The following is a 15,920-nucleotide window of genomic DNA, read 5'->3' as shown; positions in this document are numbered from 1 at the left end:
GGATCCTATGTCCGTTAAAACTTCAATATACGGATATTTCGCCAAATAGAGGAACCTATGTCCGTAAGGAGAGACGACCTGACCATTATCGAAGGTAAAAACTCCTATGATACTAATGAGGTCAACCTAACCTCTATCCAGTTACAGGCTAGCTATTCGGAAGATAAATGAATACACTCTGCCACGCTATGTCTATCAATTGTATATATTTGCCTATAGCGAAACTGTCCCTATATAATGATATGAAAATAATTACAGAAGGTGGTTGTTGCGTGAATCAACTGCGGGGCATTATTTTGGAAGGATTTTCGAATGCGGGTAAAACATCGGTATTGAAGTCGTTAAAGCTAATGCAAGCGCAGGACGAATCAGCTGAGCGAAGTGTTATCGTTTTAAGCGAGCATTATTCACAGGTGCTGCACAACGTACGTGGTCAGTTTATAACATCAAGTCACGAAGAGCATCTCCAATTGTTGAGTGAAAGAGTTGCTATGCTGAGGCAATTAGAAGAATGGTCAACTAAGCTAGGGAGAGCTTCACGCGGCTCGCGAGGTGTATTCTTTATACTAGAAAGGTTTCATTTAAATCATAGAGTCGCCTATTCTGATAAAACAAATAATGAAATTGAAGCTATCGAAAAGGAACTCTTACACTTTGGGGCAAAATGTGCATTATTAACGATATCACCGGAAATAGCTGAACTAAGAATTCAAAGCCGCACGCCTGATGAATGGTCGAATAAGAGTAGTGAAGAAATTAAAGCAGCAGCAGATGAACTGGTAGCAACTCAATTGAAACTGCGAAAAGCAGCAGCAAACTCAGTCATTCCTACTCTAGAAATCAACACCGATAACAAAGCTTGGGACACTTACGCAAAAGAAATCATTCGTTTGTTGGACTAGTATATTCCTCCAGTAATTAATGAGCATCACAAGCCAATTGTCAGAGCTGTGCTTCAACTCCCTGCATCATAAGCAAATTGTCAGAGTTGTACTTCAACTCCCAGCACCATAAGAGCATGGTCAGTGTTACACTCCAACTCCCTGAACCTAAGTGGACGGCAGGGTTGTAATTCAACGTTCTGCAACAGAAGCAGATAGACAAAGTTGTACTTCAACTTCCTGCACCCTAAGCTCATCAGCAGTATCGTAACCCAACTCCAACTCCCGCGTCTTATGTACATTGTCAACATTCCACTCTTTTTCCCTGCACTTAAGCAACTTTCCACTCCAACACCCAGCACCTTATACGCATCATAAAAGAAATAAAAACCGGCGCTTGCCTCATTAAAGAGGCAAGCGCCGGTTTGGAAAAACAATATTATTTAACAGCTGCTTCGTAACGTTTGCCAACTTCATCCCAGTTAACTACGTTCCAGAACGCTGCGATGTAATCAGGGCGTTTGTTTTGGTAGTTCAGGTAGTAAGCGTGCTCCCATACATCAAGACCTAGGATTGGCGTTTCGCCTTCCATGATCGGGCTGTCTTGGTTTGGCAAGCTGTATACTTTCAATTTGCCGTTTGCAACTGCTAGGAATGCCCAGCCGCTGCCGAAACGTGTTGTTGCTGCTTTTGCGAAGTCAGCTTTGAAAGCTTCAAAGCCGYCTAGCTCGCTTTCAATTGCTGCTGCAAGAGCGCCAGTAGGTGCTCCGCCAGCGTTTGGAGCGATTGTTTCCCAGAACAAGCTGTGGTTAGCATGTCCGCCGCCGTTGTTGCGAACAGCAGTACGGATTGCTTCAGGAACGCTTGCAAGATCGGAGATCAAATCTTCGATTGATTTGCTTTGCAATTCTGGAGCGGACTCCAAAGCAGCGTTAAGGTTAGTCACGTAAGCGTTATGGTGACGGCCGTGGTGAATTTCCATTGTAGTCGCATCGATATGCGGCTCAAGTGCGTTGTGCGCGTACGGCAAAGCAGGTAGTTGATGTGCCATTTTTTACAGCCTCCTAATTATATGTAGTTATCCAAGTCCATTATCCCTTATCCGATTGAATAAATCAACATTATTGTTTCAAAAGTCGAATGGGCTAAAACGATCAAACATAACCTAAAATAGGGTATCTCGACGCTAGCTAAAATATACAGATTAGGAAGATAGAACTGCATTTATAGAGAAATAAATGGATTAAATTGTTGTAAGCGCTTAATATTAAGCGTTTACACGAGATAATTGATGATTTCTTTACTTTTTTTAAGGAATATTAAAGATTGAAGCAGGATTTCGTTTAATTTTGTCGTAATATATTTTAAATGCAATACTATGACATGGTATAGAAGGTGTAATTTTAATGAATGTTCGTTCCTTCCAGTTGTCCGATTACCGATCAATTACAGCACTGCTTGAAGAGGTTCTAACAGAAGAGTGCTACGAACAAACGATGGAAGCTTTTGCCCGCCAGTTGTCATGGGATAGTGATTTAGTATTAGTCGCTGTCGAAAATTCCGAAATTGTGGGCATGATTATCGGTACGATTGATAATAACAAAGGTTATTATTATCGAATTGCTGTATCTCCTCTCCACCAACGGAAAGGAATCGGTAAAACGCTTATCCAGGCATTGCGCCAGCGCTTCGAACAGCGCCGTGTCACAAAGATACTAATTACCGCGGACGAGCACAACGAGCCAGTTTTACCGCTGTACGAGTCGATGGGGTATGTAGCCAACGATTTTATCAGATCTTTTCAGAAATTGAGCATTGTAGCTGGTTAACGCGAACTTTACTGCATGTAAGTTGTACGCAGGGCATATCTGCATCGCCATTGCTTTTGGCGGTCAGATATGCTTTTCTTATTACTATATACATTTATGAGGAGAACGGGATGGAACCATATCGGCACTGTGTCATCAAAAGCTTCAAACATAACGGTCACATTCACCGTATATGGCAACAGAATTGGCTTGTGCCTGATGAGCTGCTTGACGAGCAGCATAAAGCGGAATCCATTAAGGTGCTCATAAACCGTCAAACGCCGATTCAAGAGTCTGATGGTAAGATATGGATCAGCCGCGTCCCAGCAGTCTCCTTTTTTATACCGGGGCAGTGGTTCAATGTTGTGGCTCTGCTAGAGGACGGAGGCGTCCGCTATTATTGCAATATTGCCTCACCGCTGTACATTCAGGGTGATGTGCTTACCTATATCGATTACGATTTGGACGTTATTCGTACAGTTGATGGTGGAAGAACAGTCGTCGATCAAGACGAATATGAGATGCACAAAGCGGCTTACCACTATCCGAAAATGGTCGAAGAAAAGGTGCATGAGGGTCTTGATGCGCTTTTGAAGCGGATGGATCAAGGGCAATCGCCTTTTCAGGATCAGCTCGTGCTGAAGTATTATCAGGATTGGCTGAAACGAAGTGAAGAGGTGGAACAATGAGCCTTGAGGACCAGAATCGCAAGCCAAGTAATGAAAAAGCAGGAATCAGTGTAGATGCGGGATTATCTGCCCATACTGTTGCAAGCAATCGCTCCAATTGGCTCGCAGAACTGCTTGATTGGTCGAAAACATTGGTTGTTGCATTTGCTGTGGTGCTGCTTCTGCATTTTTTTGTATTTAACCTCTCGAAGGTAGAAGGTCATTCGATGGAGCCGACGTTAACGGAGCATGAGTGGCTGTTTGTTAATAAATTTGTATACCTGGTCGGCAAGCCTAAGGTTGGTGATGTCGTTATTTTGAAGGAACCGGATATGGGGGAAGACGAGGAAAAGTTTCTTGTAAAAAGGATCGTTGGGGTTTCCGGTGATCGTATTGAAATCCATAATAAACAATTGTACCGTAACGGCGAGCTAGTGGACGAGCCTTACACGGATTCATTAATAGAAGATATGAGCTACGGGCCAGAAGTAATAAGTGAAGGAAACTATTTTGTAATGGGGGATAATCGACATGCTAGGGCGAGCTTGGACAGCCGGACGTTTCACGCTGTGCCAGAAGAGCTTATTCGCGGCAGAGCCGATTATATTTTATGGCCTTACAAAAAGATAAGAGCGCTTTAATCACTTTGTGTGTGAAAAGCTGCTGCTTACGAAGTAGGTTTGCATTCGCAAACCTTTAGGAGGGATTCTTATGAAGGACGTTATGATCTATACGGACGGTGCATGCTCCGGTAATCCGGGGCCGGGCGGCTGGGGAGCAGTGCTGTTTTTTGGCGTTCATCAGAAAGAAATTTCAGGTGGAGAGAAACACTCGACGAACAATCGTATGGAAATCCAAGCAGTAATCGAAGGGTTGAAGCTGCTTAAGGAGCCCTGTAAGGTGACGGTGTATAGTGATTCAGCATATGTCGTGAATTGCTTCCAGAAAGGCTGGATAAACGGCTGGCTGCGCAACGGCTGGAAGAACAGCAAGAAGGAACCTGTTGAGAACCAAGAGCTTTGGAAAGCGCTTTGGGAGCTTATGCAGCGTCATAAAGTAGAATACGTAAAGGTAAAAGGCCATAGCGATAATGAATGGAATAATCGTTGTGACGAGCTGGCTCGTGAAGCAATTAAAAGGTTATAGATGATGACAGATAGATGGGCAAAGCTGAAGGAAGAGATGATTGCGGCGGCACCAAGCCTCGGCATCGACAAGATAGGGATCGCTTCGGCGGATCCATTCACATCATTAAAGCAAATTTTGCTTAGGCACCGCGAGCTCGGAAGAGAGTCTGGCTTCGAGGAGCCTGACATTGAGAAAAGAACGAATCCAGCGCTGTTGTTTGAAAATCCGCAGTCGATTATTGCAATAGCCATTGCCTATCCATCCAAGCTGAAGGACCCTCCTAAATCAGAGCCGGGTGCAAGGCGAGGCATTATGTCACGTTCAGCTTGGGGAGAAGATTACCATAAAGTGTTGCGTGATCGGCTTGCTAAGCTGGAAGCATGGCTAAGGGAGCGGATGCCGGATTTGCGCGTGGAAAGCATGGTCGATACCGGCGCATTGTCGGATCGCGCCGTTGCTGAGCGTGCAGGCATTGGCTGGAGCGCAAAAAACTGCGCAATTATATCGCCCGAGCTCGGCTCGTGGATTTACCTCGGTGAGATGATTACCAATGTTCCATTTGAACCGGATGAACCGATAACGGAAAGCTGCGGCAGCTGCACCAAATGTATTGACGCTTGCCCGACGGATGCACTAGTTGGACCGGGTCAATTGAATTCAAGCCGCTGCATCTCCTTTGTCACACAAACGAAAGGAATGATATCGGACGAGTTCATGCGAAAAATCGGCAATCGGCTTTATGGCTGCGATACTTGCCAGACGGTCTGCCCGATAAACCGCGGCAAAAACTGGACGCATCAACCAGAGCTGCAGCCGGATATGGAATTAGTAAAGCCGCTGCTCGTTCCGCTTCTAACGATAGGCAACAAGGAGTTTCAAGCCAGATATGGCCGAACATCCTCCGCTTGGCGGGGCAAGAAGCCGATTCAGCGCAATGCAGTAATCGCGCTCGGCAACTTTAAAGAGGCTAGTGCAGTGCCGGATTTGATCAAGGTGCTGGAGCAGGATCCTCGCCCGGTGCTCCGCGGAACAGCTGCATGGTCGCTTGCGCGAATTGGCGGCGAGCAGGCAAAGTCTGCTTTGCTTGGAGCATCAGTGAAGGAAACGGATGAGGAAGCACTGCAGGCGATTGCGAATGCCATTGCTCAATTAAGCACGATTCCAGAAGACAACTCGGAAGCAGGTGGCGCAAGTGAGTGAACGACTTTATACGRCTGAGATTGATTCGCCTATCGGGCCGATGACGTTAACGGCAACGGACAAAGGGATTTGCCACTTGGACTTTGCTCCTTACGATTCGGCTTTAGAGAAACTAGAGCAGTGGACGAAGCGGGTATTTGGGCACGGTGCCGCGGATATTACGCGGGTCGAAGCAGCCTCTCATGAACAGCTGAATGAAGCAGCAAGGCAGTTGGCGCTTTATTTTGCCGGAGAGCTTCAGCAATTCGATCTGCCTATTCAAATGTATGGCACACCGTTTCAGCAGAAGGTGTGGGCAGCTCTGCAGCAAATCCCTTATGGGGAAACGCGTACTTATAAGGATATCGCTGTGATGCTGGATCAGCCTGGAGCTATGCGTGCCGTAGGTGGAGCGAACAACCGCAACCCTGTCTCGATCATCGTGCCTTGTCATCGCGTGATTGGGGCAAGCGGCCAAATGATTGGTTATGGCGGAGGTCTTCCTATTAAAATCGCGCTGCTTGATCTGGAAAAGAGTGCGAAATAAGAGCATCAAAAATTGTCACAAAAAGGTTAAGCGGAGCGTCAGCATGTTCATTGCGAACAAGAGGTGAACATGCTATCATGGGAACATTATACACAGCAGGAGATTTGGAAAGGGTCAGGTGAAAGGTATGTCGTGGGTGAACATTGTTGTACCAATTGTTACTTTAATTGCAGGAGCTGTTGGGGGCTTTTTTGTAGGCGTATTCTATCTGCGGAAGCAGCTTGAGAAAATGCAAAATGATCCAGAAATGATTCAGAAAATGGCGAAGCAAATGGGCTACAATCTGAATAAGCAACAAATGCAAAAAGCGCAGCACATGATGAAAAACCAAAAGATGCCTCGCAGATAAAGAAAGACGCGGGGGGACCGGAAGGAGAGTTCAGAAATGGCGGGAAAGAAAGATTACGTCAATTCGAGTGTTTCGAGCAACCGGGAGCAAATTGAACATCACATAAGAGAAATATTGAAACTTGTCGGTGAAGATGTAGAGCGTGAAGGCTTGCTGGAAACACCCGCTCGTGTGACTCGAATGTATGAGGAGATTTTTGCCGGATATGAGGTTGATCCTCGTGAGGTGCTGGGCGTTACGTTCGATGAGCAGCATGAAGAGCTTGTTATTGTAAAAGATATCGTTTATTACAGTCAGTGCGAGCATCATATGGCGCCGTTTTTCGGAAAAGCGCACATTGGCTACATTCCTAGCGGCAAAATCGCTGGTCTTAGCAAGCTTGCTAGACTCGTAGAGGCGATTACTCGCCGACTGCAGGTGCAAGAGCGGATTACATCACAAATTGCGGATATCCTTACTGAGGAGCTGCAGCCGCATGGCGTCATGGTCGTCGTGGAAGGCGAGCATTTGTGCATGTGCTCACGCGGGGTGAAGAAGCCTGGCAGCATGACCGTAACGTCTGCGGTAAGAGGCGACTTCCGCAGCAATCCTGCGCTTCGCTCCGAGTTTTTGACATTATTAAAGCAATAGACGATATAAACAAGCAAAATTGCCTTCAGCGTCCTCTGGATGCTGAAGCAGCTTTGACGGTGAAATATAAGATAAGTATGAGAAAATTAATATACTTTCTTATATTTTGAAAAAGTCCGACAGTGAACCGGGGTCAGTTTAGTCCCCAGCTCCCGTGTCGGGCTTTTTTTTCTGAATAGATTAGAATGGCACCCACACAAGCTTTCGAGCTTCTTCAAATCGATCACTAACGAACGTCCAATTCACGACATTCCACCAATCTTGAATATACTCAGGCCGCTTGTTTTGATGTTTTAAATAATAGGCATGCTCCCACACATCCAAGGCTAACAAAGGCACAACATCCCATTGTGATAAATTCTGATGTTTCTCTGCGGTTAATATTTCAAGCCGGCTGCTGCGTGGACTCCAAACTAGAATCRCCCAGCCGCTGCCCTCCACCTTCGCCGCTGCCTTGCTAAATTGATTCTTAAAGGCGGAGAAGCTGCCRAAATCATTTCGGATTTGCTGGCTCAAAGCTCCTATCGGCTCACCTCCACCATAGGGTGTCATGATGCTCCAGAAAAGAGTATGTAAATAGTGGCCGGCACCGTTAAAAGCAAGCTCTCGCTCCCAATGCTTAACCAGCTCAAATTGATTCGTCTCGCGTGCGATTTTGAGCTGCAATTCCGCTTCATTTAGACCATCGACATAGGACTGATGGTGTATATCATGATGGATTCGCATCGTATGCTCATCGATATAAGGCTCGAGGGCACTGTATGCATAAGGCAGAGGAGGCAGTGTATGTCCTCCGATGGGGACTTGCTGGACAATTGCACGATGCTGATTATTGCCTGAGCTGGTTACCTTTTGTCGATAGGAGCTCATTAAGCCGATATAATAGTTGGATTCACGAATGGCGTGTGAGATGACGGATTTGGTAACATCAGAAGAAGCCGACGCGGTGCGCTCATTTAGCTGTCTGAGTTGATCGACATACGTTCTTGATTGTTCAAGAGATGTCTCTACAACCGCTTCAATCGTTTGTTCCATATAGGATGGTAAGCGTGACGGAAAAGGAAGCCATTCATCCAGCCATTGATTAGTATATTGAGCGGTATTGGAGAAAACAGGCTCCCATGCTTGGAGAAGCTGAACATACTGACGCTCCATCTCAGGCGCTGCCTGCAAAATAACAGCGATATGCTCTTTCTCTTGCAGCTTCCAATGTCTAACTAATTCCATTACGCGAACGGGCATGAGCGTTCCATAAACAAAAAGCACGACCATCGCCTCCCTTTTTCGCAACAAATGCATCTATGTTAGATGTATTCGTTGGTAAGCGGGCTTATGTCGTGCTTCATTATTATGTTCGTTCTGCTTGGAGCTGTTGATCAACTTGGCTTAGAAATAAGGCTGCTCTTTGGATATATTCGCTCGGATGAACTTGGAAAAGCAATTCGTGCTTGCCTTCGGGAACAATCCAAGAACGTGATAGAACGTTGCCTTGCCCTTCAGCAATAGCTTCTGCGGTTTGGTAAGGCGCCTTTGAATCTTCTGTGCCGTGGATGATAAATAACGGGATATCGTAAACGTTAGATAAAACCTCGCTTGCCGGAATAGATCCAAAGCTTGTACCCGTCCAAAGGGGGATCATCGATTCAATAAGCGGCAAAGAGAACTGCGGCAATGAAACAAATTGATTCAAGTTATCAAATAATGCCTCGGGGCTCGGGATGAATAGACTGTCGAGTATCATGGCATCAATTTCATCGGTCTGCAGTCCTGCTTGCAATGCCGTTCCTGCCCCCATTGAGAAGCCCCAGACGACGATGTCCTCCGCTCCGCGTGATTTTGCATAATCTACTGCAGCAAGCAGCTGTTGTGACTCCTCAAGGCCGCCAGTGGCCGGAGCTTTGTACTCCTTAGATGCATAGCCGTAGTCAAACAACAATATATTATAGTTTAAACCGTGCAGCAGCTTCGAGAGCTCATACATCGGTACCCATGATTCTTCGCGATTAGCGCCATAACCGTGGCTGAAAACAACAGTTCGAGCTGAAGGAGCCGCTTCGCTTGCATCACTCTCTGCAGGGATGAACCAGCCGCTGACCGTCGTATTTCCGCTTTTGCTAGGGAAAATGACATCCTCGTAATCTAGGCCGATAGCCGCTTGCGGATTAGAGGAGAGTGGGGCTACATAAGGATATGCAAGCATCCAAGCGACATAGCCATGAAAAATAATGACAGCAATCAAACACATTGCCGTAAGGGAAGCAATGGAAGCAACCAGCAAATGCTTGCTGCGGCTTTTGGTTTTGCGCAATTGGGACAGGTTATCCGAATCGCCAAGCGGGAAGGGATGAAGGTTTTTTGGAAATCCGCCTTCAAGTGGCAATGGTGTCATTATAGTCGTGCTCATGTCGTTGTCCTCCCTCTGTAAGTAACCGTCCATTAGACTCATCTATTCGGAACGTTGTAAGCGCTTTTCTTATCTAGTACTTTTATCGTAGTCCCATCCTATAAGCCTGTCAATTGTTGTCGAGGTAATGTTAATCATTTGTAATATTACTGTAATGTAAACAACTGTTCTTTACGATAATGGAAGCGATGAGTTATACTGAATGAGAATCGGTTTCATTGGATGAAACTTTTGGAGAGGGAGCTGTGGCTGCATGGAAGATGGAAAATCGACGGTTCGAGCAGTGGATCGGGCGCTTGATATATTGCTGTGTTTTATTTCAAAAACAGACTGGGCAATGACTGAGATTGCCGAACAGGTTGGCCTGCACAAAAGCACGGTGCACCGGATGCTCGCCACGCTCGAAGAGAAAGGCTTCATCGAGCGCGATCGCTCGACAGACCGATATCATTTGGGTTTAAAAATGTGGGAGCTGTCAGCCCATTTATCACGTTCAGATGATCAAGCAACAATTTGGCTGCCTGAGATGGAGCGTTTACGCGACCAGCTGGGCGAGACCGTTAGCATATACGTAAGAGACGGCTCTGAGCGGATTCGTATGCAAGCCGTGCAAAGCAATCAACCCGTTAGGCGGGTAGCGCCTGTAGGCGTGAGACTGCCGCTTTATGCAGGTGCATCGAGCAAGGTGCTAATCGCTTATTCAGATCCGATCGTACAGGAAAGCATTTTTGGAGATCCAGCTTGGCTGTACTCTCTGGATTTGGATCAATACAAGCAGCAGCTCGAAGAGATTTGTATGCAGGGATATGCCACAAGCTTCGAGGAACGGGAACCGGGAGCAGCGGCGCTTTCGGCGCCTATCTTTAACCGTACCGGCAAGCTCGCTGCTGCATTATCCGTGTCGGGTCCAGCCAGCAGGATGACGATGGACACGATGAGGGAATACGCCCCGGTTATGATGGAGTCCGCCAAACGGATGGGTACGATGATTCTATAGTCATAAAAGAAACAGCAGGCATGAGGTGATCCTCGGGCCTGCTGTTTTTGTTTAAACACATTAGGGTTGTTGGGTAGTGTAGCCCGTTTAAGCTACGCCTTTGCTGGGATGTTGCTTAGCTAGCGGTTGCTGCATCTAGGTTTTTAACAAGCAGCCATGGTCCACGAATGATTGGAGCATATGAGTTTCAGGATTAAGTCATCTAATCGGTGGGAGTGGAAGCTCCTGTGTATTGCTTTTTAGAGAAGGTAACGGACATCAGATACGCTATTTGCTCCTTTTTCTTACGTTTGGAGTGGCTAACGGACATAGGGTACGCTATTGGGCTTAAAAAGGTAGGATTTAGCTCGATATGGGACAAATAGCGGATTGTATGTCCGTTAAATTTGTTGTGGACGTTAATTGTAATAAATAACGGATCCTATGTCCGTTAGATGAAGTTTTGTGCGAAAAAGTGAGGCTATGACACTACAAGCGTGACTAAGACTAATGTTTTAGTGGCGCGCCTGCTCTCGGAGGGGAGCATGACTAAGGTGTTGGCTGTGCAAGCATGCTTAAACTCATAATGATTGATTGAGCATGTTTGGAAGTACTGGAGCCACGAGCAAGCATAGGCCACGGAAATTTTCCAGCGTACAGTGACAGGTAACACGTAAAACATAACAGGTAGCAAATAACAAAAAGTAGGTAACAACGCCATTGCTTAATAACAAACGAAAAAAGAGCTTTGCCGACGAATCGGCAAAGCTCTTTTTTCGATACGGCGCAGGATATGCGCAGATTATTACATGTTAGCGATCATTTGACGAAGTACAGTTTGCAGGATACCGCCGTTGCGATAGTAATCAACGTCAACTACCGAGTCAAGACGTACAATTGCTGGGAAGTCGAATGTCGTGCCGTCTTCGCGAGTAGCCGTAACGGTAACTTGCGAACCTGGAGTAACGTCATTTGACAAGCCAACGATGTCGAATGTTTCGCGGCCAGTGATGTTAAGCGTCTTCCAGCCTTGACCTTCTGGGAATTGAAGTGGCAATACGCCCATACCAACCAGATTGGAGCGGTGAATACGCTCGAAGCTTTCAGCGATAACAGCTTTGACGCCTAGTAGGAATGTACCTTTTGCAGCCCAGTCACGCGAGCTACCTGTACCGTACTCTTTACCAGCAAGAACGACAAGGTTTTTGCCTTCGTTTTGATATTTCATCGATGCATCGTAGATCGACATTACTTCATCCGTTGGAAGGTAAGTCGTTACGCCGCCCTCTGTACCTGGAGCCACTTGGTTACGAATACGAATGTTCGCAAACGTACCGCGCATCATAACTTCATGGTTACCACGACGTGAGCCGTAAGAGTTGAAGTCTTCGCGTTTAACGCCGTTTTCGATCAAGTATTGACCGCCTGGGCTGTTAACTGTGATGTTACCAGCAGGTGAGATATGATCCGTTGTTACGGAATCGCCCATAAGAGCAAGTACGTTTGCTGTATGGATATCTTTGATATCAGAAAGCTCGGAGCTTAGGTTTTCGAAGAACGGCGGGTTTTGGATGTAAGTTGATTTTGCATCCCACTCGTAGCTTTCGCCCTTAGGTACCGAAATTGCGTTCCAACGCTCATTTTGTGTAAATACGTTTTCGTATTTGTCACGGAACATTTGCGGGTTAAGCGCAGCTGTCATTGCGTCGTTGATTTCTTGCGACGTTGGCCAAATATCTTTTAGGAATACAGGCTTGTTGTCTTCAGTGAAACCAATTGGATCAGTTGTCAAATCGATGTTAGTCGTTCCAGCAAGCGCATAAGCGATAACTAGTGGCGGAGAAGCCAGGTAGTTTGCTTTTACTTGTGCGTGGACACGGCCTTCAAAGTTACGGTTACCGGAAAGTACAGCAGATACGGTCATGTCATTGTCGATGATCGCTTTGCTTACTTCATCTGGAAGTGGACCGGAGTTACCGATACAAGTCGCACAGCCGTAACCAGCAACGTGGAAGCCAAGTGCTTCAAGCGGTTCGATTAGGTTTGCTTTTGTCAAATATTCCGTAACAACGAGCGAGCCTGGTGTTAGGGAGCTTTTTACATAAGCAGGTTTCTTAAGTCCAAGTGCTACTGCTTTCTTAGCAACTAGACCAGCGCCAACCATTACGCTTGGGTTCGAAGTGTTTGTACAGCTTGTAATAGCTGCGATAACGACTGCGCCTGTACCCATTTGGCTAACTTGGCCGTCATTATGGTTAACAGTAACGAACTGCTCGATTTTCTCATCAGAGAGACCGTAGCCGCCTTTGTCAATCGGTGTGCGGATGATGCTATTGAAAGATTCCTTCATTGCAGTAAGCTCTACGCGGTCTTGAGGACGTTTCGGGCCTGCAAGGGAAGGAACGATTGTCGAAAGATCAAGCTCAACCACATCCGTGAATACTGGATCTGGAGTCTCGTCTGTACGGAACATGTCTTGTGCTTTGTAGTAAGAGCCAACAAGCTCAATAAGATCCTCATTGCGGCCAGTTTGGCGCAAGTAGCTAAGAGTCTCGTTATCAACAGGGAAGAAGCCGATTGTAGCGCCATATTCTGGTGCCATGTTGGCAACTGTTGCACGGTCAGCAAGGCTGATGTTCGATAGACCAGGGCCGAAGAACTCAACGAATTTACCAACAACGCCTTTTTTACGCAAAATTTGAGTAACCGTAAGCGCAAGGTCAGTTGCTGTTGAACCTTCTGCAAGCTTGCCTGTCAATTTGAAACCAATAACTTCTGGCATTACAAAGTAAAGCGGTTGACCAAGCATACCAGCCTCAGCTTCGATACCGCCAACGCCCCAGCCCACTACGCCAAGACCGTTGATCATTGTAGTGTGGGAATCCGTACCTACGAGTGAGTCAGGGAATACGACTGTTTCGCCGTCAACTGTTTTTGTAGCTGCAACAGATGCAAGGTACTCCAAGTTAACTTGGTGAACGATACCTGTACCTGGTGGAACCGCGCGGAAGTTATCAAATGCTGTTTGTGCCCAGCGAAGGAAACGGTAACGCTCTTCGTTGCGCTCAAATTCAACTTTAGTATTGTACTCAAGTGCTTCAGGTGAACCAAATGCATCAACCATGATCGAGTGGTCAATTACAAGGTCAACTGGTACGAGCGGGTTGATTTTTTTCGGATCTCCGCCTGCTTTTTTCACAGTGTCGCGCATTGCAGCAAGGTCAACGACAACCGGTACACCTGTGAAATCCTGCAAAACGATACGAGCAGGGATGAAAGGAATTTCTTTATCTTCGCGTCCGTCAGCCCATGTAGCAAGCTGCTTTACATGTTCAGGGGTAATTGCGCGTCCGTCAAATTGACGAACAGCAGCCTCAAGCAATACTTTAATTGAAAAAGGAAGCTTGGAAATATCGCCTAGTCCTTGCTCTTCAAGTCCGCCTAGACGGTAGTAAGCATAAGACTTGCCGCCAGCGTCAAGCGTTGTGCGAACTGAATAATGATTTTGTGTAGACATCGTCATTCTCCTTTTAACTGTAGTCTGAGTTTCATTCTGTGAAACACTATTTCATAATTTCTATATCTATAGTATATCGTTAAAATAGTCCTTCCGTAAAGTCCAATTATGTCTTTATGCGCTTGGAAATGGCATTGAAAATGATCCTCAATGAATGTTACATGAAATGGCAGAGTGCTTCATATAATGAAGCAGTTAATCAGCGACAAGTTTAGCACGAAATACTTGATGACGTTCTCATGCCATAAAGGCAAGCTGTAGCAGCATAGGCTTGAAATATAAGATTGCTATCGAGAAGGTCAATCCAAAAACTTATATTTCATCGTGAAACGGCGGCCATGAAGCATTAAGGGAGAAGCTGCAGTCTTTTACAATTGAAATGTAAATTCGGTTAAGTTGGATTCCTATCCCAAAAGTTTATATTTCAACGCCAATCGAGTTAGCCTCATCAAAAGAGATGCTGCAGCCGTTTACGCTTGCACTCACGATAAGGTCAAGGAGGGATTGCTATGCCGCGAACAGGCAACCGGGGGCCAGGAACTCAGGGCCAAAAGCATAACCAAACATCATCCAAACCATCAGCTTCTCAGCGCAAGTCGCAGCAGAAAGTTGTAACGCATGCCATCCAGAAGCAGCCATCGCCTTCCGGGTTGCAAGCGGAGCGAAATGCTGAAATCGGCGATCAAGCACTGCAAAATCAAAAAAGAGCAAATCAGGAAGAAAAGCCAGTAAAACAACAAACGTCAAAGTTAAACTCGCTGCTTCGTTCCTCTGATTACGATCCGCACGATCAGCAAGGGAAGCTGCAAGGTTGGAAAGCTGCTGTTCATCGCTATATTAGCTTGTACAATCAAGCCGAAGCGAATCAGCATGCGGCTGTGCTGACCGATTACGTTACGGACCGCGATCATTGTGATCGCCTAAGATTCAGGCTTGAGCGTCTTCGTGAACGCGATTTGCTTAGAGGCGCGCTTCCAGCAGGAAGCGAAACAAAAGCAGAGCTCATACGCGTCAACGAATCATCAAGCGAGGTCTCTGTGTTGATTCGTCTCCACATCAAAAGAAGAATGGAGCAGTCTGGGCGTTTTTACATGGAAGAAAGATCTGAATTTGAGCGTCTTTGGTTAGGGCTCGCTGGTCACTCATGGAATGTTCTTCGTGTTGAGCCAATTATATCGGAAAGAAGACCGCGTTATGGCACAGCAGTAGACAATTGGATGACCGTCGATGATTACTCGGAGCTATTTGGCGAACAATCTTCGCCATCAACACCATACTTAAATTATGACCTATTACAGCAATTCAAACACAGGCCATCTGGTATTCGTTACAGGAGAGATTTGGTTGCTGCATATGCGGATCGTTGGTGGAATGAGGGGAACCCAGCGTATGAGCTTTTTGAGGTGAATTGTACCAATTACGTGTCCCAGTGCATCTTTGCAGGCAATGCTCCGATGAACTATACTGGTAAGAGAGAAACGGGCTGGTGGTATAAGGGCCGAAATAAGGGCAGTGAATGGTGGAGCTACAGCTGGGCGGTATCAAACGCGATAACCAACTATTTAACTGGTTCAAAGACCTCAGGCTTGCGTGCAGAGGTTGTGCAATCTGCGGATGAGCTGCAGCTTGGGGATGTCATTACGTATGACTGGAATGGTGATCATCGCTTTCAGCACAGCACAATCGTAACTGCTTTTGATTCGTTCGGTATGCCGCTAGTGAATGCGAATACCGTTTCCAGCAGGCATCGTTATTGGGATTATCGTGATTCCTATGCATGGACGGAACAAACGAAATATCGTTTTTTTCATATTGCAGATCTATTATAAATTA

At 46.2% G+C, this 15,920-nt stretch carries 15 protein-coding genes; 11 read left to right on the top strand and 4 right to left on the bottom strand.

What is annotated here, in order from left to right:
* The first annotated feature begins 272 nt into the window (after positions 1-272).
* Positions 273-902, top strand: coding sequence for a hypothetical protein (locus AC1DSE_RS04765; RefSeq protein ID WP_477512564.1), 630 nt, complete (start codon positions 273-275; stop codon positions 900-902).
* A 418-nt stretch (positions 903-1,320) separates the two neighbouring features.
* On the opposite strand, the gene AC1DSE_RS04760 is transcribed toward AC1DSE_RS04765, so the two are convergent.
* Entirely contained in the window at positions 1,321-1,932 is a 612-nt protein-coding gene (locus AC1DSE_RS04760) for a superoxide dismutase (protein WP_477527449.1), read from the bottom strand.
* 355 nt (positions 1,933-2,287) lie between these two features.
* On the opposite strand from AC1DSE_RS04760, the gene AC1DSE_RS04755 reads away from it, so the two are divergent.
* From AC1DSE_RS04755 to folE, 8 genes are all read left to right on the top strand, one after another.
* The gene (locus AC1DSE_RS04755; protein ID WP_339206861.1) at positions 2,288-2,710 is read left to right on the top strand and encodes a GNAT family N-acetyltransferase; all 423 of its coding nucleotides are present in this window, start codon (positions 2,288-2,290) and stop codon (positions 2,708-2,710) included.
* 110 nt (positions 2,711-2,820) lie between these two features.
* Positions 2,821-3,378, top strand: coding sequence for a DUF402 domain-containing protein (locus AC1DSE_RS04750; protein WP_477512566.1), 558 nt, complete (start codon positions 2,821-2,823; stop codon positions 3,376-3,378).
* A complete protein-coding gene (lepB, locus tag AC1DSE_RS04745; RefSeq protein WP_477512567.1) occupies positions 3,375-3,998 on the top strand; it encodes a signal peptidase I in 624 nt (207 codons plus the stop codon). The genes AC1DSE_RS04750 and lepB overlap by 4 nt, the downstream gene beginning before the upstream one ends.
* A 70-nt stretch (positions 3,999-4,068) precedes the next feature.
* A complete protein-coding gene (gene rnhA, locus AC1DSE_RS04740; protein ID WP_477512568.1) occupies positions 4,069-4,503 on the top strand; it encodes a ribonuclease HI in 435 nt (144 codons plus the stop codon).
* Positions 4,504-5,685, top strand: coding sequence for a tRNA epoxyqueuosine(34) reductase QueG (queG, locus tag AC1DSE_RS04735; protein ID WP_477512569.1), 1,182 nt, complete (start codon positions 4,504-4,506; stop codon positions 5,683-5,685).
* Positions 5,678-6,211 carry a methylated-DNA--[protein]-cysteine S-methyltransferase gene (locus AC1DSE_RS04730; protein ID WP_477527448.1) on the top strand — a complete coding sequence of 178 codons (534 nt, stop codon included), beginning with the start codon at positions 5,678-5,680 and terminating at the stop codon, positions 6,209-6,211. Before queG ends, AC1DSE_RS04730 begins: the two co-directional genes overlap by 8 nt.
* Positions 6,212-6,338: 127 nt before the next feature.
* The gene (locus AC1DSE_RS04725; protein WP_053372732.1) at positions 6,339-6,560 is read left to right on the top strand and encodes a YneF family protein; all 222 of its coding nucleotides are present in this window, start codon (positions 6,339-6,341) and stop codon (positions 6,558-6,560) included.
* Between the two features lie 36 nt (positions 6,561-6,596).
* Positions 6,597-7,190 carry a GTP cyclohydrolase I FolE gene (gene folE, locus AC1DSE_RS04720; protein WP_076268865.1) on the top strand — a complete coding sequence of 198 codons (594 nt, stop codon included), beginning with the start codon at positions 6,597-6,599 and terminating at the stop codon, positions 7,188-7,190.
* Between the two features lie 180 nt (positions 7,191-7,370).
* On the opposite strand, the gene AC1DSE_RS04715 is transcribed toward folE, so the two are convergent.
* Together AC1DSE_RS04715 and AC1DSE_RS04710 are read right to left on the bottom strand one after the other, a co-directional pair.
* Entirely contained in the window at positions 7,371-8,456 is a 1,086-nt protein-coding gene (locus AC1DSE_RS04715) for a Fe-Mn family superoxide dismutase (protein WP_477527447.1), read from the bottom strand.
* An 82-nt stretch (positions 8,457-8,538) separates the two neighbouring features.
* Complete coding sequence (locus tag AC1DSE_RS04710) at positions 8,539-9,594, bottom strand: alpha/beta hydrolase (protein WP_339206872.1); 1,056 nt, start codon at positions 9,592-9,594, stop codon at positions 8,539-8,541.
* Between the two features lie 253 nt (positions 9,595-9,847).
* Between AC1DSE_RS04710 and AC1DSE_RS04705 the strand changes: the two genes are divergently transcribed.
* Entirely contained in the window at positions 9,848-10,591 is a 744-nt protein-coding gene (locus AC1DSE_RS04705; protein WP_076271916.1) for an IclR family transcriptional regulator, read from the top strand.
* Positions 10,592-11,375: 784 nt separating this feature from the next.
* Here the strand turns inward: AC1DSE_RS04705 and acnA are convergent.
* Positions 11,376-14,087, bottom strand: a complete 2,712-nt coding sequence (gene acnA / locus AC1DSE_RS04700) for an aconitate hydratase AcnA (protein ID WP_477512571.1) — start codon at positions 14,085-14,087, stop codon at positions 11,376-11,378.
* A 509-nt stretch (positions 14,088-14,596) separates the two neighbouring features.
* Here acnA and AC1DSE_RS04695 point away from each other — a divergent pair.
* Positions 14,597-15,916, top strand: a complete 1,320-nt coding sequence (locus AC1DSE_RS04695) for an amidase domain-containing protein (protein WP_477512572.1) — start codon at positions 14,597-14,599, stop codon at positions 15,914-15,916.
* The last annotated feature ends 4 nt before the right edge of the window (positions 15,917-15,920 follow it).

The organism is Paenibacillus sp. 01L418 (assembly GCF_056400045.1).
The sequence above is the reverse complement of the archived record's forward strand: the minus strand, read 5'-3'. Positions and strand labels throughout refer to the sequence as shown.